Raw genomic sequence first — 23,164 nt, forward strand, 5'->3', positions numbered from 1 at the left:
TAGCGTTCATCCTGAGCCAGGATCAAACTCTTCATCGTTAATTTTTATAGATCTTATAAAAGATCCAGTTAACAACTAATTGGAATTTCTAGTACTCAAAATGGTTTATTCTCTTTGTTTAAATTCTACCGTTTCCAGTAGCATTCTTACGCTGTCAATTCAATATGTTTATGAACTTTTTTTTATCTTATCTAAACGCGTCTCCTCGTTTAGCGGGTGCAAATATAAAACCCTTTTTTCATTCCTACAATGCTTTTTAAATCTTTTTTGAAAAAAATTTTAACCTTTTTTTCTCGATATAAAAACCATTATTTTTATGAACTTCGCTTTTAGCATCTCTGCCGTTTTTAGCGGCTGCAAACATACAACCTTTTTTAATTCTCAAAAGCTTTTTTTAAACTTTTTTTTATTTATTTTTCGAAGCTTTTTATGAACCTCGCTCTTTACTCGATTCTTACAAATCTTAAGCGCTAAGCGGCTGCAAAGATACCCTCCATTTCCTGATAACCTAAGCTTTTTTAATCTTATTTTTAGATACTTTTTTACACCCTGAAATACAGTGAGTTACAATCAGGTTTTTATACTATAATTATTGTTAATAATCTCATTATACTCTTATATTCCTTTTTTATCCTTTCTCCTTATTATTATAGCTACTTTTTTTCGTCAGCTTTCAAGGTTTTTATACAAGCTCGTTTTTATAGGATTTTAAACTTTGAAAAATGACCAGTTACTAAATCTAATAAAGCTTTATTCTTAGAATAAACTCGACTTAAACATTTTTAATCGGTTTTCTTTTTACCCCTCCCCTAACACTTACTATTCTTTATAAATATTATTTGATCCTGCTTTTTTAAACGAAGGACACGAAAAAAACTTCGGCATAGGAAGAGCTTTCGATTGCTATATATGCACGCAGCCTAACTAGTCCATAAACGGAGAAACACCAAAAATTAATCACATATAAAATTATAGACATATATATATTGTGTGGGTTTGTTTATACTATTATCTTTGCATTTAGATTTTAAATATTTTATGATAGATATAACATTACCCGATGGAAGTGTAAAGCAGTTTGAAAAAAACGCTACACCTATGGATGTTGCTAAAAGCATTAGTGAAGGATTTGCTAGAAATGTAATTTCAGCAAGTTTTAATGGTACAACTGTTGAAACGGTTACTCCTTTAACCACCGATGGTTCTTTAGTTTTATATACTTGGAATAATGATGAGGGTAAAACTGCTTTTTGGCATTCTTCTGCGCATGTTCTGGCACAGGCTATCGAGGAGTTATATTCTGGTGCAAAACTTACTATTGGTCCTGCGATCGAAAATGGATTTTATTATGATGTAGATTTTGGTACGCATACTGTTTCTGAAAAAGATTTTAAAGCCATTGAAACTAAAATGTTAGAGATTGCTCGTGGAAAACATGAGTTTAAAATACGTTCTGCCACAAAAGCTGAGGCTTTATCTTTATATAGTGATAATGAATTTAAAACTGAGCTGATAGAAAACCTAGAAGATGGCACAATCACTTTTTGTGATCATTCTACTTTTACAGATTTATGTCGTGGCGGTCATATTCCTAATACGGGTATTATTAAGGCTGTAAAAATTTTATCGGTTGCGGGCGCTTATTGGAGAGGTAATGAAAAGAATCCTCAATTAACACGTGTTTATGGCGTGTCGTTTCCAAAACAAAAAGAGCTTACAGCATATTTAGAATTATTAGAAGAAGCTAAAAAACGAGACCACAGAAAATTAGGGAAGGAATTAGAGTTATTTACATTCTCGAAAAAAGTTGGTCAGGGATTACCTTTATGGTTACCTAAAGGCGCTGCTTTACGTGAGCGGTTAGAAAACTTTTTAAAAGTTGCCCAAAAGAAAGCTGGTTACGAAATGGTTATTACACCACATATTGGACAGAAAGAATTATATGTTACTTCTGGTCATTATGCAAAATATGGTGAGGATAGTTTTCAGCCAATACATACCCCTAAAGAAGATGAAGAGTTTTTGTTAAAACCAATGAACTGTCCACACCACTGTGAAATATATAATAGTGCGCAATGGAGTTATAAAGATTTACCAAAACGTTATGCCGAATTTGGTACTGTATATAGATATGAGCAAAGTGGGGAATTGCATGGTTTAACAAGAGTAAGAGGTTTTACGCAAGATGATGCGCATTTATTCTGTACACCAGATCAATTAGATAAAGAATTTAAAGACGTTATAGATTTGGTTCTTTATGTATTTGGTTCTTTAGGCTTCGAAAATTTTACTGCTCAAGTTTCTGTAAGGGATCCTGAAAATCCAGACAAATATATAGGTGATGTTGCAAATTGGGAAAAAGCAGAACAAGCAATTATTAATGCGGCAACAGATAAAGGGTTAGATTTTGTTATTGAAACTGGTGAAGCTGCATTTTATGGTCCTAAGTTAGATTTTATGGTAAAGGATGCCTTAGGCAGACGCTGGCAGCTTGGAACAATTCAAGTAGATTATAATTTACCAGAACGTTTCGAACTCACCTATAAAGGTAGTGATAATGAGCTACACAGGCCCATAATGATACACCGTGCGCCTTTTGGAAGTATGGAACGATTCATTGCTATTTTGTTAGAACATACAGCTGGTAATTTCCCGCTTTGGTTAATGCCAACACAGGCAATAATATTATCAATTAGTGAGAAATACGAAAAATACTCTGAAAAAGTTTTAAATTCGCTAGAAAATGACGAAATTCGCGCCCTTGTAGATCATAGAAATGAGACGATCGGGAAGAAAATTCGGGAAGCCGAAATGCAAAAACACCCGTTCATGATCATTATTGGTGAGCAGGAAGAGAAAGAAAACAAAATAACTGTGCGTAAGCATGGTGGTGAAGATTTAGGAATGATTTCTATTGAAAAATTTTCTGAGATTATAAAAGAAGAAATAAGTAAAACGTTAAAATCGTTCTAAAATAAAGTTTAATTTAAAAAGATAACGCCATAGCAATTCGAAGAAGAAATCAACCCAATAGAAGGGTTATACAAGAGGATAAACATAAAATAAACTCTAAGATTACAGCACCCAACGTACGTCTTGTTGGAGACAACGTTGAAATTGGTGTTTACTCTACTAGAGATGCTTTAAAAATAGCCGATGAGCAAGGATTCGATCTCGTAGAGATTTCGCCCAATGCCGACCCTCCTGTTTGTAAGGTTATGGATTATAAAAAGTTTCTTTATGAGCAAAAGAAACGTGATAAAGCTTTAAAATCTAAAGCGACTAAGGTTACTATAAAAGAAATTCGTTTTGGTCCTCAAACAGATGATCATGATTATGAATTTAAGAAGAAACATGCTGAGAAGTTCTTAAAAGAAGGCGCTAAGCTTAAAGCTTTTGTGTTTTTTAAAGGACGATCCATCATTTTTAAAGAACAAGGTCAGATTCTATTACTGCGTTTAGCACAAGATTTAGAAGAGCTTGGTAAGGTAGAGCAAATGCCTCGTTTAGAGGGTAAACGTATGACTATGTTTATTGCTCCTAAAAAATAACAAGACTATATATTTGGTTATATATTATAAAGATAAGATGTTGAAGTAAATTCAGCACTAAAGCAATTAAGCGAAATAATTAAAAACTAGGAAAAGAAAATGCCTAAAATGAAAACAAAATCTAGTGCCAAAAAACGTTTTAAGTTGACGGGTACTGGAAAGATTAAAAGAAAGCACGCTTTTAAAAGTCACATCTTAACAAAGAAGTCTAAAAAGCGTAAACTTGCTCTGACTCATGATACTTTAGTACATAAGGCAGATGAGAACAACATTAAAACAATGTTACGTTTAAAGTAATATTATTTTAATCGGTTATTAAATAAATTATAAACCCTGGAGTTAGGCTTATTTAAAAAGTATCGATATATCGATCGCCTACTACAAAAAACAATTAAAATTATGCCAAGATCAGTAAATTCTGTAGCAAAAAGAGCTAGAAGAAAAAAGGTAATAAAACAAGCAAAAGGTTACTTTGGAAGACGTAAAAACGTTTGGACAGTAGCTAAAAATGCGGTTGATAAAGCGATGCAATACTCGTACAGAGACCGTAGAAACAAAAAGAGAACATTCCGTGCTTTATGGATTACGCGTATTAACGCTGGAGCCAGAGAACATGGATTATCTTATTCTCAATTTATGGGGAAATTAAAAGCTAATGATATTGAATTAAACCGTAAGGTTTTAGCAGATTTAGCTATGAATAACCCTGAGGCTTTTAAAGCTGTTATAGAGAAAGTAAAATAAGGCGTTTTCGCCTATTGTAAAACATATTATTCGCTTAATAATAAAAAATCCGATTCTTAATTGAATCGGATTTTTTTGTTTAACTTGTTTTGTTCTAAACAACAACTCACTAAAACAATTTAACTTTTTACACAACAAAAAAAACTTTGAAATTAATTTCAAAGGTTTGATTTAAATTATTTACTGATTATCCGTTTTGTGTCATAACAATGTTTTTTGGCGTCATGCTGAACTCGTTTCAGCATCCCATAACAGCTATAAATATTGATGATTTATGATGAGAACCTGAAACAAGTTCAGGTTAACAGTGGACTTTATGATTGATTACAGACATTCAATAATTATTTAACGAGAATCTTGTTTAAGAAAATTTATGTCAGTTTGAGTGATTTTTGCAAAAAATCGTATCGAAAACCTGTCTGCCGACAAGCTGACAAATAAATTTTGTACAAAAAAAGCTTCTCGATACATCCCGAAGCAAATTCGGGACACTCGAAGTGACAGCTTGAATTCTTAAAAAAAATTCACGTTATTTAATAACTGTCAATCTTTTAAGATGGCTCAAATTAATAGTAAATCTATTATTTTTTAATCACTTTTCGTGTGGTTTCTCCTTCTTTAGATTTTATCTTTAATATGTAAATGCCCGATTGAAAATCAGATATATCTATAGTGTTAGTTTTACTTGCTAACTTTTTACTTGTAATTAGCTGCCTTCCATTTAAATCAAAAAGTTTAATAGTCACATTTGTTAATGTGTTAACTTTTATTGTTAAATTATTTATAACAGGGTTTGGATATAATGATATGTTATTTTCAAAATCAAACGCACTTATAGCCAATGTATTTACACCAACATTTACAGGCACACGGTTAGACACACTAGCCTCGGTAATACGTTTTATAGCATTATTACCATAATCTGCAACTACTATTTTACCATCAGTTTGAATAGCGACTCTAATAGGGTTAGAAAATCCACTCCCTAATGTTTCTATATTGCTGCCATCTGCATCCATGCGTTTTATAGCATCATTACCCTGATCTGCAACTACTATTTTGCCATCTGTTTGAATAGCGACTCCATAAGGGCTAGAAAATCCACTCCCTAATGTTTCTATATTGCTGCCATCTGCATCCATACGTTTTATAGCTCCATTACCAGTATCTGCAACTACTATTTTACCATCTGTTTGAATAGCGACTCCACGAGGATAAGAAAATCCATTATCTAATGTTTCTATATTGCTGCCATCTGCATCCATACGTTTTATAGCATCATTATAAGTATCTGCAACTACTATTTTGCCATCTGTTTGAATAGCGACTCCACGAGGATAAGAAAATCCACTCCCTAATGTTTCTATATTGCTGCCATCTGCATCCATGCGTTTTATAGTACTATTACCATAATCTGCAACTACTATTTTCCCATCTGTTTGAATAGCGACTCCAGTAGGTATAGAAAATCCACTCCCTAATGTTTCTATATTGCTGCCATCTGCATCCATGCGGTTTATAGCTCCATTACTATCTGCAACTACTATTTTACCATCTGTTTGAATAGCGACTCCACGAGGACTATAAAAACCACTCCCTAATGTTTCTATATTGCTGCCATCTGCATCCATACGTTTTATAGCATGATGATGATTATCTGCAACTACTATTTTACCATCTGTTTGAATAGCGACTCCATAAGGATAAGAAAATCCACTACCTAATGTTTCTATATTGCTGCCATCTGCATCCATTCGTTTTATAGCATGATTACCAGTATCTGCAACTACTATTTTCCCATCTGTTTGAATAACGAATCCATAAGGATAAGCAAACCCACTACCTAATGTTTCTATATTGCTGCCATCTGCATCCATGCGTTTTATAGCATGATTATCAGTATCTGCAACTACTATTTTCCCATCTGTTTGAATAACGACTCCACTAGGATAAGAAAATCCACTCTCTAATGTTTCTATATTGCTGCCATCTGCATCCATGCGTTTTATAGCTCCATTACCACTATCTGCAACTACTATTTTGCCATCTGTTTGAATAGCGAATCCATAAGGATAAGAAAATCCACTACCTAATGTTTCTATATTGCTGCCATCTGCATCCATGCGTTTTATAGCTCCATTACCACTATCTGCAACTACTATTTTACCATCTGTTTGAATAGCGACTCCAGTAGGATCAGAAAATCCACTACCTAATGTTTCTATATTGCTGCCATCTGCATCCATACGTTTTATAGCATTATTATAAGTATCTGTAACTACTATTTTCCCATCTGTTTGAATAGCGACTCCAGTAGGATAAGAAAATCCGCTATCTAATGCTAATGTACTAGCCGTAGTAAACTGCTCTACATAATATATGTTAGTACTTAAAACATCTGTACCTGCCAATGTGGTACCTCCTGTTACTGTACTAAACCATTGTACTGTAGCTCCTGTACTTGGTGTAGAAACTAAATTGGAAACAGTACTAGCCGAAGCTAAACTTTGGGCACTATCTGAAATACGATTTACTGTTATAGCCAAACGCGCTGTACTTTCTATACTACTTACTGTTTGTGATGCGTAATACGTGGCGCCGTCTGTTAATGCGGTTGTTGTTGGTAATACATTTCCTGCTGTAGCAGCATCGTACCATGTTATGGATATTCCTGTGAGCTGTAAATCTGCTAGGGTTTTATTATCGCCTGTGTAAATTTGTGACGTCCAAGTGCTGGTTGGTGCTGGTGGTACCTGAGCTTTTAAGGAAATTACACTAAAAATTAGCATAATTAATAAGAGTAATTTTTTTTTCATAATAAAATAGGTTTATTTTGAGGTTGTAGCTAATAAAATTGTAGTTTTTGAGTGCCAAGAACAAAAGTTGTGTTTAATCAAAAATGTTTATATTCCTGTTGCTAACACAGAAGACTAGCATGTTGAAAAATTGATTAAATTTGTCTGTAATGTTGAATTGGAAGTTATGCTTCCATGCACATGATGCATAGTCTTTCTTAAGTTTATCCAAAACACATAAACCAGCAAAGTAAAACTGGTTATAAAAAGTAAAGTTTCTGTTTCATAAATAAGATTTGGTTTAAAATTATGAAGCAAAGCTATTTAAGTATATACTAAACAAACACTCCAAAAGGCTCAGAATAGCCCAATAAGCTAAGAAAGTCCTCCAGAGATCTGTGTTAAAAATTTTAACTAGCGGATGAAATGACGTAATTGGGGTGTCATTCAGAGGATTGAGATAAAAAAAATTATCAAGCGGATATAATGACGTAATAGGAGTGTCATTCAGAGAATTGAGATAAAAAAAATTATCAAGCGGATATAATGACGTAATAGGAGTGTCATTCAGAAGGAGGTACGACTGAAGAATCTTTAGAGATTAATAATAAAGATTCTTCGCTGCGCTCTGAATGACAATCGATTGATAGTTAGCTATTTATAAAACACGTCAATGCTAGGCTATCGAAAACAAAATATATTTTGTTTGAAGATATAAGCGAAGCTTACGACTGAAGAATCTTTAAAGATTAATGATAAAGATTCTTCGACTCCGACAATTGTTGGAATGCTCTGATGACAAACGATTTAAAATTAATCACTTATAAAAATCGTCAATGGTAGAAGTAGGAAATTTATCGTTTATAAAAACTGTTATAGAGAAAGTAAAATAAGGCGTTTTCGCCTATTGTAAAACATATTATTCGCTTAATAAAAAATCCGATTCTTAATTGAATCGGATTTTTTTGTTTAACTTGTTTTGTTCTAAACAACAACTCACTAAAACAATTTAACTTTTTACACAACAAAAAAACCTTTGAAATTAATTTCAAAGGTTTGATTTAAATTATTTACTGATTATCCGTTTTGTGTCATAACAATGTTTTTTGGCGTCATGCTGAACTCGTTTCAGCATCCCATAACAGCTATAAATATTGATGATTTATGATGAGAACCTGAAACAAGTTCAGGTTAACAGTGGACTTTATGATTGATTACAGACATTCAATAATTATTTAACGAGAATCTTGTTTAAGAAAATTTATGTCAGTTTGAGTGATTTTTGCAAAAAATCGTATCGAAAACCTGTCTGCCGACAAGCTGACAAATAAATTTTGTACAAAAAAAACTTCTCGATACATCCCGAAGCAAATTCGGGACACTCGAAGTGACAGCTTGAATTCTTAAAAAAATTCACGTTATTTAATAACTGTCAATCTTTTAAGATGACTCAAATTAATAATAAATCTATTATTTTTTAATCACTTTTCGTGTGGTTTCTCCTTCTTTAGATTTTATCTTTAATATGTAAATGCCCGATTGAAAATCAGATATATCTATAGTGTTAGTTTTACTTTCTAACTTTTTATTTGTAATTAGCTGCCTTCCATTTAAATCAAAAAGTTTAATAGTCACATTTGTTAATGTATTAACTTTTATTGTTAAATTATTTATAACAGGGTTTGGATATAATGATATGTTATTTTCAAAATCAAACGCACTTATAGCCAATGTATTTACACCAACATTTACAGGCACACGGTTAGACACACTAGCCTCGGTAATACGTTTTATAGCATTATTACCATAGTCTGCAACTACTATTTTGCCATCTGTTTGGATAACGACTCCATGAGGATAAGAAAACCCACTCCCTAATGTTTCTATATTGCTGCCATCTGCATCCATGCGTTTTATAGTATGATTACCATAATCTACAACTACTATTTTGCCATCTGTTTGAATAGCGACTCCAGCAGGATTAGAAAATCCACTCCCTAATGTTTCTATATTGCTGCCATCTGCATCCATACGTTTTATAGCATCATTACCATAATCTGCAACTACTATTTTGCCATCTGTTTGAATAGCGACTTCAGCAGGATTAGAAAATCCACTACCTAATGTTTCTATATTGCTGCCATCTGCATCCATACGTTTTATAGCATCATTACCATAATCTGTAACTACTATTTTGCCATCTGTTTGAATAGCGACTCCATAAGGATAAGAAAATCCACTCCCTAATGTTTCTATATTGCTGCCATCTGCATCCATACGTTTTATAGTATGATTACCATAATCTGCAACTACTATTTTGCCATCTGTTTGAATAGCGACTCCAGTAGGTTCAGCAAATCCACTCCCTAATGTTTCTATATTGGTGCCATCTGCATCCATGCGGTTTATAGCTCCATTACTATCTGCAACTACTATTTTCCCATCTGTTTGAATAGCGACTCCATAAGGATAAGAAAAACCACTCCCTAATGTTTCTATATTGCTGCCATCTGCATCCATGCGTTTTATAGCATGATTATTACTATCTGCAACTACTATTTTCCCATCTGTTTGAATAGCGACTCCACTAGGATAAGAAAATCCACTCCTTAATGTTTCTATATTGCTGCCATCTGCATCCATGCGTTTTATAGCATGATTAACAGTATCTGCAACTACTATTTTCCCATCTGTTTGAATAACGACTCCATGAGGATAAGAAAACCCACTACCTAATGTTTCTATATTGCTGCCATCTGCATCCATGCGTTTTATAGCTCCATTACCACTATCTGCAACTACTATTTTCCCATCTGTTTGAATAGCGACTCCAGCAGGATTAGAAAATCCACTCTCTAATGTTTCTATATTGCTGCCATCTGCATCCATGCGTTTTATAGCTCCATTACCACTATCTGCAAATACTATTTTGCCATCTGTTTGAATAGCGACTCCACTAGGATAAGAAAATCCACTACCTAATGTTTCTATATTGCTGCCATCTGCATCCATGCGTTTTATAGCATGATTACCACTATCTGCAACTACTATTTTGCCATCTGTTTGAATAGCGACTCCACGAGGATAAGAAAATCCACTACCTAATGTTTCTATATTGCTGCCATCTGCATCCATGCGTTTTATAGCATGATTATAAGTATCTGCAACTACTATTTTCCCATCTGTTTGAATAGCGACTCCAGCAGGATTGGAAAATCCACTATCTAATGCTAATGTACTAGCCGTAGTAAACTGCTCTACATAATATATGTTAGTACTTAAAACATCTGTACTTGCCAATGCGGTACCTCCTGTTACTGTACTAAACCATTGTACTGTAGCTCCTGTACTTGGTGTAGAAACTAAATTGGAAACAGTACTAGCCGAAGCTAAACTTTGGGCGCTATCTGAAATACGATTTACGGTTATCGCCAAACGATTTATACTTTCTATACTACTTACTGTTTGTGATGCGTAATACGTGGCGTCGTCTGTTAATGCGGTTGTTGTTGGTAATATATTTCCAGCTGTAGCTGCATCGTACCATGTTATGGATGTTCCTGTGAGTTGTAAATCTGCTAGGGTTTTATCATCGCCTGTGTAAATTTGTGATGTCCAAGTGCTGGTTGGTGCTGGTGGTACCTGAGCTTTTAAGGAAATTACACTAAAAATTAGCATAATTAATAAGAGTAATTTTTTTTTCATAATAAAATAGGTTTGTTTTTAAGGTTGTAGCTAATAAAATTGTAGTTTTTGAGGGCCAAGAACAAAAGTTGTGTTTAATCAAAAATGTTTATATTCCTGTTGCTAACACAGAAGACTAGCATGTTGAAAAATTGATTAAATTTGTCTGTAATGTTGAATTGGAAGTTATGCTTCCATGCACATGATACATAGTCTTTCTTAAGTTTGTCCAAAACACATAAACCAGCAAAGTAAAACTGGTAATAAAAAGTAAAGTTTCTGTTTCATAAATAAGATTTGGTTTAAAATTATGAAGCAAAGCTATTTAAGTATATACTAAACAAACACTCCAAAAAGCTCAGAATAGCCCAATAAGCTAAGAAAGCCCTTTAGAGAAGTAGGAGATTTATCGTTTAATTTCTGATGGCAGTATATTATGCCTTTTTTGAAACGCTGTGGAAAACTTACTTACATTTTCATATCCGAATTTTTGTGAAACATCCTTTACCATGACATCATGGTCTTTAAAATAGTTGAAAGCCAGATCCATTTGCTTGGTTTGAAAATATTTAAAAATGGATGTTTCGTAAACCAATTTAAAGTTTCTCTTAAGGGTTGAATTTGGTATATTAAATTTATCCGATATCTTTTCAATTCCAGGAAACTTATTGTACAAATTACCTTTTAAATAATGTTCGATTTTTTCGATTTTTGCTCGCTCCTTTAAATTAAGTTTAAAAGATTTTAACGTGTCTTTTTTATCTATTAAGCTAAAAAATAAATCGAAAAAATGGTAAGTAATTTTCTTTAGTTCAATAAGGTTGGGTTTAGCTGAACTATTTGAATATTTTGAAATATTGCCTATTAAGTCTTCAAAATCTATCTTATCGAATTCATAATTTAAAAATTCAGTATTTTCACTGAAGAGTAGTACATTTTTAACACTTGTAGATATCCCAGATGACTCCACAATATTCTTTTTAGCCCATTCTTCACTAAAATATACTGCAAACATTTTTTCTACCGAGCCTTTAAAATGGCAATACAAAAAATCTGCAGCAGGTTTAATAAACGTTATAGAATGACTTTCAACTTTATAATGATCTAATTCAAAGAAATTAGAGTCGAACTTATTTTCAACTATGTTAAGGCTCATGCAATAATAATTTGATTCCAGCAATTTATCGTAAACTGGTTTGTACGATACATTGTTCTTGTAAATCATCAAAGAATTCATTACCCATAACCCTTTTTCCAATTCCACATAATTAAATTCTCCTTTCAAAAATGGTGTATTTGTAAAAAGCATTTGCCTTTCTTGGTTATGTTTTATAAAAGGCATTTTTGTGCAGCTCTTAACTATTAGATCTGGTGAGTTTGATAAAAAAGACAGGTTAAAAAACCCGTCTTTATATGTGAAAAAATATTGCTTTGATAGGTTAAACCAATTGTTGATTCTTTCTAATACCACGTTTCATGATTTTGGGATTGGTTAAAAATAAAAAAATAATACTTTTATTATAGCCTTACATAGTTATTATTTTAAACACCGAACTCCTTTAGACTTTTTGGATTTAAGCGAAAATTAGAAGTTTTTAGCTCTGTTGAAGGCTTTTTTGAGTTGCATAGCAGAGTTACGGAAGGAAAAAAGACAAAAATAGAGTTGAAAACAGCCATTTTTTAGCAAATTGAAAAAGTCTAAATGAGTTCACCAAAAGCTGTAACAATAATAGTCCTTATCCCGCCACTATTTCTATGCTCACAAAGATAAATACCTTGCCAAATACCTAAATTTAATTTACCATTAGTTATTGGAATCTGCACCGAAGTACCAAGTAATGATGCTTTTATATGCGCTGGCATATCATCTGAACCTTCGTAGGTATGTTTATAATATGAAGTATTTTCTGGAACCATAACATTAAAATGACTTTCAAAATCTGTTCTTACGGTATGATCTGCATTTTCATTAATGGTTAAACTTGCCGATGTATGCTTAATAAACACTTGTAATTGCCCTACATTAATTTGTTTTATACCTGGAATTTCATTTAAAATTACATCCGTAATTAAATGAAATCCTCTTGTATAAGGTTGTAAGTTTATTTCTTTTTGAAAAAAATTCATAATCTAATTTATGGGTTAACTTTTCTAATAATTAAACTGTTTTTGACAGACTTAAAAAATGTAAAATAATAATCGTGATAAAACTAAATTTGTGTCAAAAACTTTTAGAAGCTATAAACGACACATACACTAAAATACATCCTTTTAACTGTATTTAAGGTTAAAAAATATTTTATTTATCTCATATCTCACGCAACCTTTTCAACTATTTTTCATCTATTATTAATAAACCTAAATTTAAAACCATGAAACTTAATTTACTAATTGTATTATCTTGTTTTTTTGTTCTAACGAATTGCTCTCTTAATGATGACAATAATAATATAGATGATACCGTTGTATTTCCCACCTGGCATTTAATAAATGTTACTGGTGGCTTGGCTGGCATTGATGATTCTTTTGATTTAAGAACCATTATATGGACATTTAATATAACAGATCAAGTTATGACTGTAGTTAACAATAATACAGATGACACTAAAGAAGATGGTCTGGATTCTGGCACGTATAATTACTCCATTCTTGAAGAAGATGAAGATGACTTTCTTTTTGTAGAAGAAGACGAAATGGGGGTTCTTACTCTATCTCAATCTCAAAAATTTCTGGAAATTGATGAAAATTTCACATCTGAAGGTGATGGTGCAGATGGTTTTATATATACATTTGAAAGAGTTTTAGTGGCTCAAGAAGAAGAAGAATGAATAGGTAATAAAGAATTTCTTGAAACCAACTATCTTCGCAGAGCTATAGAGGTATTTCGCAGGTTTCATACCCAATCAAATTCAGTACAGGAAATAAGATTAGCCTGATTTTCAGCCCAACATAGACCAGCTTAACTTACAATTTTGAATGCGTCTTAGAGACTTCTCAAAATTGAGTTTTCCTGCCACGCTATAAGTTATGGACTAAAAATATTTTAAGTTTTTTGTTTCTTTTTTCTAGCTGCTGGAAACAATACATTATTTAAAATAAGTCTATACCCTGGAGATGTTGGATGCAAATCTAATTCTGTTTTAGCATCCCCCACTCTATGTTGATAATCTTCAGGATCATGTCCGCCATAAAATGTAAAGAAACCTTTTCCTTTTATACCGTGAATGTATTTAGCTTCTCCATTTAATTTCGTCTCCCCCAACACCAACACATTCGATTTTATTTCATCTCTTGTAAAAGACGTTGTTTGTCCCATAAACCCTTTCACCAAAGCGGTATGATTTTGACACAACATCGTAGGAATGGGATCCCATTTTGCAGAAAACTCCATTAAAGAAAAATAATCAATTGTTTTTGCTACTCTACGTTTACGCGTCATGTCTATTGAAGAAAACTCATAAACAATCGGGCTTCGCTCTAACGTGAAATTAGAAAACGCAAATGTTTTATTGTAATCAATTCTATTTTGGTAGGCAGGATCGCTACCATCACCATCAAACATAGGTTCGCAAATATCAACTCCTTCTGCAGATAAAGCAATATCAAAACTATCGGTAGCACTACACATAGCAAACATAAACCCACCTCCTATAACATAATCTCTAATTTTTAAAGCAACATCAGATTTTTCTTGAGATACTTTGCTATATCCTAATTTTGCTGCCAATGCTTCTGCATCTTTTTTTTCCTGAATGTACCAAGAGGCTGCCCTGTAGGCACCATAAAATTTACCATACTGTCCAGTAAAGTCTTCATGGTGTAAGTGTAGCCAATCAAACAACAACAAACCGTCATTTAACACTTCTTCATCATAAACTGTTTCATAAGGAATTTCTGCATATTTTAATACCATGGTTACGGCATCATCCCAAGGTAATTTTCCTTTTGGTGTATATACAGCAATTTTAGGTGCTTTTTCTAAAATTACGGCTTCCATATTCTTACTGGGGCTGCTTATTTCTTCTAAAATACTTTCTGCTTTAGAATTAGAAAGTACTTCGAAAGATATCCCCCGTATTTGGCATTCTCGTTGTATAGCCTCTGTGTCTGGCAATAAAAAAGAGCCACCTCTATAATTTAAAAGCCATTTTACTTTTAATTCTTTATTGAGTGTCCAATAAGTAATACCATATGCTTTTAGGTGATTCTTTTGGCTTTCTGAATCCATAGGTATAAGGATGTAGGAAGCATAAGTTTGAAATCCTATTAGTATAAATAATAATGTAAATAATGTCTTTTTCAATGTGAAGTAAAAATTTATGAGGTTTCTCAGTCATATTCCTGCTTCGAAATGACTAAAACTCTTATTATTTAATTTGAAAGGTACTTAATTTTTCTTCTTTTTGAATCTATTTAACAGAAGATTAATTTTTAAAATGGCACATCATTGTCATCGTCTTCATTAAATGAACTTCCGAAAGCCTGATCTGGGCTTGCTTTAAAATCGTCTGCTTTAAAAGTATCATCGTTAGCAGCTGCATTCATTTTAGAATGAAACTCAAAAGGGGAATCAAAATCATCTAAGTTATCAAACTTACCTAGGTTACCAATAAATTTTAAACGTATATTTTCCAGACCACCATTTCTATGTTTTGCTATTATAAATTCTGCTTGTCCCTCTGTTGGAGAGCGCTCATCATCATCCCATTCATCAATTTTATAATATTCTGGTCTGTAAATAAAAGATACAATATCGGCATCTTGCTCAATTGCTCCAGATTCACGTAAATCTGATAATAATGGTCGTTTGCTTCCTCCACGTGTTTCTACTGCACGCGATAATTGCGATAAGGCTATTACTGGAACCATCAATTCTTTTGCTAATGCTTTAAGGTTTCTAGAAATCATAGAGATTTCTTGTTCACGGTTACCTCCATGATTAGGACCTCCCGTCATTAACTGCAAGTAATCAATCATGATTAGTTTAATACCGTGTTGTGATGACAAACGTCTTGCTTTTGCTCTTAAATCAAAAATTGAAAGTGATGGTGTGTCATCAATAAAAAGAGGCGCTTTTTCTAATCCTTTTACTTTTACGTTAAGTTGCTCCCACTCGTGTTTTTCTAATTTACCTGTACGTAATTTTTCTGAAGACAAACCTGTTTCACTAGAAATTAAACGGGTAATTAATTGTACAGATGCCATCTCTAAAGAAAAGAATGCCACAGGTATATTTTGGTCTACGGCAATATTTCTTGCCATCGAAAGTGTTAAAGCGGTTTTACCCATACCAGGACGAGCCGCTACAATAATTAAATCGGATGGTTGCCATCCTGAGGTTAGTTTATCTAATTTATTAAAACCTGTTGGAATACCACTAAGCCCTTCTTGATTTGAAATTTCTTCAATTTTCTTTTTGGCTTGAATTACTAAATCTTGAGCTGTTTCACTCGATTTTTTAATATTTCCTTGGGTAACTTCGTATAATTTTGATTCTGCCTTATCTAGTAAATCGAAAACATCTTTGGTCTCATCATAAGAATCTTCAATAATTTCACTAGAGATTTTAATTAAACTACGTTGAATAAATTTTTGTAGTATAATACGGGCATGAAACTCTATATGAGCTGAAGAAGATACTTTTTGCGTTAAAGAAATAAGGTAAAAATCGCCACCTGCCAGTTCTAACTTTGAAACCTTCTTTAATTGTGTTGAAACGGTTAATAAGTCAACAGGTTCGCTGTTTTCAAATAACTGAAATATAGCTTCAAAAATATGCTGGTGGGCTTCTTTATAAAATGCATCTGGGCTTAAAATATCAATGACTTCATCTACGCCTTTTTTATCAATCATCATCGCCCCTAACACAACTTCCTCTAAATCAAGTGCTTGGGGTGGTATTTTCCCTTTCTCTAGATTAATGATAGTGCTTTTGTCAACTTTATATCCTTGAACTTGGTTAGGTTGTTTCATACTTACGAAAGTAATTAAAAAGAAAGGTTTTTAAAATAAAAATTGAATTAGTGTTGTTAACTGATCATTAACACTTTAACTGTTAATAACTCAAAAATATTGTTAACAAGCATAAAAAAATCCAAAACGATAGGTTTTAGATTTTTTTATGTTATGGTTTTATAAGGGCTAGCCCTTAAATACTCCCATATTTGTATATTTTTCCATGCGTTGAGATATCAAATCTGTTGGTGATAAGTTTTTTAACTCATCGTAATATTTTACTATCGCATCGCTTACTGCTAAAAATGTTTTTTCACGATCTCTATGTGCACCACCAAGCGGTTCTTTAATAACGCCATCTACTACTTTTATCTTCATAGCATCTGTAGCTGTTAATTTTAAAGCTTCTGCTGCTTGTTCTTTATATTCCCAACTACGCCATAGAATTGAAGAGCAGTTTTCTGGTGATATTACAGAATACCAAGAGTTTTCTAACATCAACACTTTATCTCCAACGCCAATACCTAAAGCACCACCTGATGCTCCTTCACCAATAACTATAGTTATAATAGGCACTTTTAAACGGGTCATTTCTAGAATGTTTCTAGCTATGGCTTCTCCTTGTCCGCGTTCTTCTGCTTCTAATCCAGGATAAGCACCTGGAGTATCTATTAAAGTAACAACTGGGATTCCAAATTTTTCGGCAGACTTCATTAAACGTAATGCTTTACGATAGCCTTCGGGATTTGCCATTCCGAAATTTCTATATTGCCTGGTTTTAGTGTTATAGCCTTTTTGCTGCCCTATAAACATAAAAGTTTGATCACCTATCTTTCCTAGGCCTCCAATCATGGCTTTATCATCTTTTATATTACGGTCTCCATGTAATTCTAAAAACGAATCGCCACAAATAGCTTTTATATGATCTAACGTATAGGGTCTGTTTGGATGACGAGACAATTGTACACGTTGCCAGGGCGATAGGTTTTTATAAATATCTTTTTGGGCTTCTTTTAGTTTTTTTTCAATTTGAGAACATGTTTCAGTAACATCTACTTCACTTTCTTCTCCAATCACTCTACATTTTTGTAGTTGATCTTCTAGCTCTTTTATTGGGAGTTCAAATTCTAAGTATTCCATAAGAATTTTGTTTAGACCTTTTAATTTTTGGGTTAATGTACAAATATAAAAACTTTAATTTTCTTAAACTGTTAAGTATGCTTTCTTTTTAATTTTCTTGAGTTTTTTATAATAGCATTTAAAAATATCGTGGCTATAATTGCGGTAGCACCGTAATAGAATGTTGTGCTCATTTGTTCTTTTTCTGGAAATAATATAATAGCCATAATAATACCATAAATAGGTTCTAAATTATAAGTTAATACAACTGTATAAGGGCTAATTAGTTTCATAACATAAACAGATGCAATAAAAGCATAAGCTGTACAAATGGATGCTAATATGAAAAGATATCCAAAATCTGGGATACTTAATTTAAAAAAATCTGAAGAAAATCCATCTCCAAAAAACAAGATATAAATAGAAATAAATAACACGCCACTTAAAAACTCGTAAAATGAAATAACTGTTGCTGTATGTTGTTTTAAAAAACTTCCGTTTAATACTGCGAATAATGAAGAAAAAAATGCGGCAGAAATTCCTAGCAGGATACCTGTGAGGTATTTTATTTCACTTTGTGTAATTACAAAAACACCTATTATGACTATAATTCCAAAAAGAATTTCGTACCAAATGATGGTTCGCTTGTAAATTATAGGTTCTATAAAAGAAGCAAAAAAGGCACCTGTTGAAAACATTGCTAATGTTATAGATATATTTGATGCATCTATAGCACCAAAAAAAGTAATCCAATGTAAGGCTATTATAATGCCTGCTATTGAAAGTCTAAGAAGGGATTTTAAGGTTATTTTTAATCTAACTTTGGCTACTTTAATGTAAATAAACATTAAAATAGAAGCTATTACCATTCTATACCAAACTAAGGGAATCGCTTTTATTGTAATTAACTCTCCTAGAATGGCAGTAAATCCAGCTATAAAAACTAAAAAATGAAGGTGTAAATGATTTTTAAACTTGGGTTTATTATGAAATAATCTATCCATTTTTACTCGCTCTTTCACGCACTAGCTTTGTTAAAAAGCTTCGGTTTAGCATAGGCTATATCTGCATTTTTTGCTTCGTTACTGCACAAAACGCCTCTTAAACTTAGCGTTTTGCTTTGTACAAAAGGTAAGCTGCTAAAATACCAAAAATGATGTTAGGAAACCATACTGCAATCAATGGAGGAAAATCAGATTGTTCTGCCATAACACCAAAAATCTTATCGAAAAACACAAAGATCATAGCGATACAAATACCTACTGCTAAATTAACTCCCATACCTCCTCGTCTTTTTATTGACGACACTGCTACGGCTATAATTGTTAAGATAAATACTGAAACTGGCAGGCTCCATTTTCTATATAAAACCAATTGAAAACGACCTACATTAGACGAGCCTTTGGCTTCTTCTTCTGCTATAAAACGTTTTAAATCGCCATACATTTTAGTTTCGGCCGCATATATTTCTGGAATAAGATCATCAACATGAAACGAAAAAAGCGTGTCTTTTTTTGTGGTTTTCTCTATTTGATCATTATTTTCTCCAATATCCCGCTTAATATAATTTGTTAATTGATATATGGTATCTTCTTCTATATACTTTATTTTACTGGCTGTTATTTTAGTAATAAGCTTGTTTCCTTCAAAGTGCTCTAAAGTGAAATTTCTACCTTCTTTATTTTTCACATCAAAACTACTCACGTAAATAATATCGTTATTATTTACTTGCCTATACACATTCGTATTTTTTACAGCGCTCCTCCCCCTTTTTAAATATTTATAGCTAAAGTCGTTAAAACCTTTACTTGCTTTAGGGGCTAAAAACAAGCCTAATACTATTGATAGCATAGCAACTACAAAGGCTCCAATCATATAAGGTCGTAAAAAACGTGTAAATGAAACTCCCGAACTTAGAAAAGCGATAACTTCTGTATTATTTGCAAGTTTAGATGTAAACCAAATAACTGAGAGGAATAAAAATAATGGAAAAAGTAAGTGAGCAAAATAGATTGTAAAGTCTAAAAAATAAATCATGACTTCTCCAAAGGGAACTTCGTTTTCTAATATTTTACCAATCTTTTCTGCAAGGTGTACTGTTATTCCAATGGGGATAAACAGCAGCAGCATCATTAAAAATGTAAATAAATAGCGTTTTAATATGTACCAATCAAGAATTTTCATAAATATTATAAACGATTATCCATTTGTTTTACCATTTTATCTTTCCATGTTTTAAAATCTCCTGCTAATATATGTTTTCTTGCTTCTCGAACCAACCATAAATAGAACCCTAAATTGTGTATGGTTGCTATTTGCTTGCCTAACAATTCGTTAACTGTAAATAAATGTCTTAAATAGGCTTTACTATATTCGGTATCTACAAATGTAATTCCCATCTCGTCTACAGGCGAGAAATCGTCTGCCCATTTTAAGTTTTTAATATTGATACTGCCATGGGCTGTAAACAACATCCCGTTTCTAGCATTTCGTGTTGGCATAACGCAATCAAACATATCTACTCCTAACGCAATATTCTCTAAAATATTGATTGGTGTGCCTACTCCCATTAAATAACGTGGTTTATCTTCTGGTAAAATAGAACAAACCACATCGGTCATGGCATACATTTCTTCTGCTGGTTCGCCAACCGACAAGCCACCAATGGCATTACCTACGGCTCCAGAGTTTGCTATATATTCTGCCGATTGTTTACGCAAATCTTTATATGTACTTCCTTGTACTATAGGAAAGAATGCTTGGTTATAATCGTATTTTAAAGGTGTTTTTTCTAAATGACTTATGCATCTGTCTAACCAGCGGTGCGTCATGTGCATGGATCGTTTTGCATAGTTATAGTCGCATGGGTATGGCGTACATTCGTCAAAAGCCATAATAATATCGGCTCCGATGCTTCTCTGGATCTCCATAACATTCTCGGGCGTAAAAGTATGGTAGCTCCCATCTATATGGGATTTAAATTTTACGCCTTCTTCTTTTATTTTTCTATTTGCCGATAAGGAATATACTTGATAACCACCAGAATCTGTTAAGAGATTTCTATCCCAATTCATAAATTTATGAAGTCCGCCTGCTTTTTCTATAATATTGGTTTGAGGGCGTAAATACAAATGGTATGTATTACCTAAAATAATGTCGGGATTTATGGCTTCTTTTAACTCTCGCTGGTGTACCCCTTTTACAGTTGCAACTGTTCCTACTGGCATAAAAATGGGCGTTTCTATAATACCATGATCGGTAGTTATCTTACCTGCTCTTGCTTTGCTTTGGGTATCTTTTGCTTTTAATTCGAATTTCATCTCTACAACATTATAAGTTGGCAAACCTACATATTTTTTTAATTTTAAATTGGTTTTATCAAATTAATGTAGGTTCTCTTTCTTCTATTTATTAGGAATCGCCCTCAAGGATCGAGGTATTAATTCTAGGCCTCCACTAAAAATCGGGGTTTGCCTGCCGTCTGATTCGTGTTTGTATAGCGTACAGAAATCCTCAAGTACAAGAGCTCTATTCGTGTAGGTTTGTGCAATTCGTTTCTTAATTGCGTAGACTAATAAGTTAAGAAGTTATTTTATAACATAGAGAGGCTTCTCTATTTATAATTTTTAACTAAAGCATTTATAAGTTTACTTATAGATATATCTATATTTAATAATAGTTAAATTTAGTTATTAAGGCTCAGGGCGGTCCTGAACCCAAAATAGGAATTGCCCCAAGAGTCGAGGTCTTAATCATGGATCCTTCTAAAAAACAGGATTAGCCTGCTTAATGGTAAAGCTACGGTGTTTTTATATTTTTTTGAATTATTTTTCTTACAAAAATTTAATTTATATAAACTACGACTGCAAACTAAGCCTTATGCATCAAAACGATAATTTAAGACATGAATTTACACGAATAGAATCTTAATGTAGTTGTGATCTTTATGTTTAACATTAACACGAATCTGATTTTCGGTCTGTCATAATACTTATACTGGTTTGTAAGCTGCCAGTTGGTAGGTAAATTAATGTCTACCTTTTATATTGTATTATTTTTTAAGCAGATCTATGTGTTAATATTTGTGGGTACATTGTAGCTGCCAGTAAATGTGTCTGGTAGACTTTTCAAAATTGAGTTTCACTAATAAAATAATATGCTTTTTGCAGCGTTTTTGATAATATGAATCAAATCTTAAAATGAATATTATGAAAAATCTATTTTTTATTTTAGCTATTGTTTTAATTATTCCATCTGTAACAACGGCTCAAGGCGAAATGGTTACTGGTATGGGAGTTAAAGCAGGATTAAATTACAATTCAAATGGTGATTATTTTGAATCGGTTAGTACGAATGCTGATAATCCTGATAGAAATGTTGGATATCATATTGGCTTATTTGGTAAAATTGGAAACAGCAGACTTTATTTTAAACCTGAGTTAGTTTATACTGCTACTAAAAGTGATTATACCGACGATAGCTTTAAAATGCAAAAGCTTGATGCGCCTTTATTGGTTGGTACAAGAATATTTGGTCCTATTAGTGTATTTGGAGGCCCTTCTCTTCAATATATTTTAGATTCTGAGTTTGACGGAATCTCTATTAATAATATAAAAAACGACTTTTCTGTTGGGCTTAATTTTGGTGTTGGGGTTAATTTTAAAAATATTGGTGTAGATGTACGCTATGAAAGAGGCTTTAGTAAAAATGAAGCTTCCTTTTTAAATAATAACAATGTTGATACTAGTAGGCTTGATACCAGACCTAATCAATTAATTTTGAGTTTGTCTGTTATTTTATAAGTATTTAAAATATTAATAAAAAATTCTTGAAACTGACTATTCTTGCCTTTGCTGGCAGACTAATGTCATTAAGTTAAGACTAAAATGTCAGTCTTGAGCCTTTCGGCTACACTCAAGACAAGCTAAAGTCGAAGACCTTATAAACCTTAGTTTTTAAAAGCATTTCGACTGCGCTCAATGTGACAAAATAGGAACCATGCTCAAAAGTTGTGTTTAGACTTGATTTAAAGAGTAAAAATACGACATGTTTCATACTTTTTTACTTGTTGCTTATGAGGTTAAATACTCAAAAACAATCGTTAAGAACAGACTGCAGGGCAAGCCCAGACCCTTCGTAAGAATAGAGTACAAAAATTTGAAAACCAGGAGCATTGCATTGGTTAGAGCGGTGGGGCGATGCAAATTTTTGGGCTTGGTTCTTCTTAAGCAAAGCGAAAGAAGAAATTCCTATCGAAGGGGCGTCTTTTCTTTTGTTACTTTTCTTTGGACGGGCAAAGAAATCGAAGATTCATGA

Annotated in this window: 16 protein-coding genes; 6 read left to right on the forward strand and 10 right to left on the reverse strand. The window is 32.7% G+C overall.

What is annotated here, in order from left to right; genetic code table 11:
* Positions 1-1,038: 1,038 nt before the first annotated feature.
* The 4 genes from thrS to rplT all read left to right on the forward strand — a co-directional run bounded on the left by thrS (position 1,039) and on the right by rplT (position 4,295).
* On the forward strand, positions 1,039-2,973 hold the full coding sequence (gene thrS / locus Q4Q40_RS23300) for a threonine--tRNA ligase (RefSeq protein WP_303304468.1): 1,935 nt from the start codon (positions 1,039-1,041) through the stop codon (positions 2,971-2,973).
* A gap of 68 nt (positions 2,974-3,041) precedes the next feature.
* On the forward strand, positions 3,042-3,551 hold the full coding sequence (gene infC, locus Q4Q40_RS23305; protein WP_303304509.1) for a translation initiation factor IF-3: 510 nt from the start codon (positions 3,042-3,044) through the stop codon (positions 3,549-3,551).
* Between the two features lie 99 nt (positions 3,552-3,650).
* Positions 3,651-3,848: a 50S ribosomal protein L35 gene (gene rpmI / locus Q4Q40_RS23310; protein WP_040250651.1), complete on the forward strand. Its 198-nt coding sequence runs from the start codon at positions 3,651-3,653 to the stop codon at positions 3,846-3,848.
* A gap of 102 nt (positions 3,849-3,950) precedes the next feature.
* Positions 3,951-4,295 (forward strand): 50S ribosomal protein L20, encoded by a 345-nt coding sequence (rplT, locus tag Q4Q40_RS23315; protein WP_102754534.1) that lies wholly within the window; start codon positions 3,951-3,953, stop codon positions 4,293-4,295.
* Between the two features lie 581 nt (positions 4,296-4,876).
* Here the strand turns inward: rplT and Q4Q40_RS23320 are convergent.
* From Q4Q40_RS23320 to Q4Q40_RS23335, 4 genes are all read right to left on the reverse strand, one after another.
* Complete coding sequence (locus tag Q4Q40_RS23320; RefSeq protein WP_303304469.1) at positions 4,877-7,111, reverse strand: virginiamycin B lyase family protein; 2,235 nt, start codon at positions 7,109-7,111, stop codon at positions 4,877-4,879.
* Between the two features lie 1,449 nt (positions 7,112-8,560).
* Positions 8,561-10,795 carry a virginiamycin B lyase family protein gene (locus Q4Q40_RS23325; protein WP_303304470.1) on the reverse strand — a complete coding sequence of 745 codons (2,235 nt, stop codon included), beginning with the start codon at positions 10,793-10,795 and terminating at the stop codon, positions 8,561-8,563.
* Between the two features lie 385 nt (positions 10,796-11,180).
* Positions 11,181-12,116: a helix-turn-helix domain-containing protein gene (locus Q4Q40_RS23330; RefSeq protein WP_303304471.1), complete on the reverse strand. Its 936-nt coding sequence runs from the start codon at positions 12,114-12,116 to the stop codon at positions 11,181-11,183.
* 356 nt (positions 12,117-12,472) lie between these two features.
* Positions 12,473-12,901, reverse strand: a complete 429-nt coding sequence (locus Q4Q40_RS23335; protein ID WP_303304472.1) for a secondary thiamine-phosphate synthase enzyme YjbQ — start codon at positions 12,899-12,901, stop codon at positions 12,473-12,475.
* A 245-nt stretch (positions 12,902-13,146) separates the two neighbouring features.
* On the opposite strand from Q4Q40_RS23335, the gene Q4Q40_RS23340 reads away from it, so the two are divergent.
* A complete protein-coding gene (locus tag Q4Q40_RS23340) occupies positions 13,147-13,602 on the forward strand; it encodes a hypothetical protein (RefSeq protein WP_303304473.1) in 456 nt (151 codons plus the stop codon).
* Positions 13,603-13,817: 215 nt separating this feature from the next.
* On the opposite strand, the gene Q4Q40_RS23345 is transcribed toward Q4Q40_RS23340, so the two are convergent.
* The 6 genes from Q4Q40_RS23345 to tgt all read right to left on the reverse strand — a co-directional run bounded on the left by Q4Q40_RS23345 (position 13,818) and on the right by tgt (position 21,168).
* Positions 13,818-15,002 (reverse strand): asparagine synthetase B, encoded by a 1,185-nt coding sequence (locus Q4Q40_RS23345; RefSeq protein WP_303304510.1) that lies wholly within the window; start codon positions 15,000-15,002, stop codon positions 13,818-13,820.
* 203 nt (positions 15,003-15,205) lie between these two features.
* Positions 15,206-16,747 carry a replicative DNA helicase gene (dnaB, locus tag Q4Q40_RS23350; RefSeq protein ID WP_303304474.1) on the reverse strand — a complete coding sequence of 514 codons (1,542 nt, stop codon included), beginning with the start codon at positions 16,745-16,747 and terminating at the stop codon, positions 15,206-15,208.
* A gap of 168 nt (positions 16,748-16,915) precedes the next feature.
* A complete protein-coding gene (locus Q4Q40_RS23355) occupies positions 16,916-17,869 on the reverse strand; it encodes an acetyl-CoA carboxylase carboxyltransferase subunit alpha (protein WP_303304475.1) in 954 nt (317 codons plus the stop codon).
* 71 nt (positions 17,870-17,940) lie between these two features.
* Complete coding sequence (locus tag Q4Q40_RS23360) at positions 17,941-18,852, reverse strand: DMT family transporter (RefSeq protein ID WP_303304476.1); 912 nt, start codon at positions 18,850-18,852, stop codon at positions 17,941-17,943.
* A gap of 103 nt (positions 18,853-18,955) precedes the next feature.
* Positions 18,956-20,032 carry an LptF/LptG family permease gene (locus tag Q4Q40_RS23365; protein WP_303304477.1) on the reverse strand — a complete coding sequence of 359 codons (1,077 nt, stop codon included), beginning with the start codon at positions 20,030-20,032 and terminating at the stop codon, positions 18,956-18,958.
* Between the two features lie 5 nt (positions 20,033-20,037).
* Positions 20,038-21,168, reverse strand: a complete 1,131-nt coding sequence (tgt, locus tag Q4Q40_RS23370) for a tRNA guanosine(34) transglycosylase Tgt (RefSeq protein ID WP_303304511.1) — start codon at positions 21,166-21,168, stop codon at positions 20,038-20,040.
* An 888-nt stretch (positions 21,169-22,056) separates the two neighbouring features.
* Here tgt and Q4Q40_RS23375 point away from each other — a divergent pair.
* Positions 22,057-22,650, forward strand: a complete 594-nt coding sequence (locus tag Q4Q40_RS23375) for an outer membrane beta-barrel protein (protein ID WP_303304478.1) — start codon at positions 22,057-22,059, stop codon at positions 22,648-22,650.
* Positions 22,651-23,164 lie beyond the last annotated feature (514 nt).

It is taken from the genome of Flavivirga jejuensis (assembly GCF_030540765.1).
Lineage (GTDB): Bacteria > Bacteroidota > Bacteroidia > Flavobacteriales > Flavobacteriaceae > Flavivirga > Flavivirga jejuensis.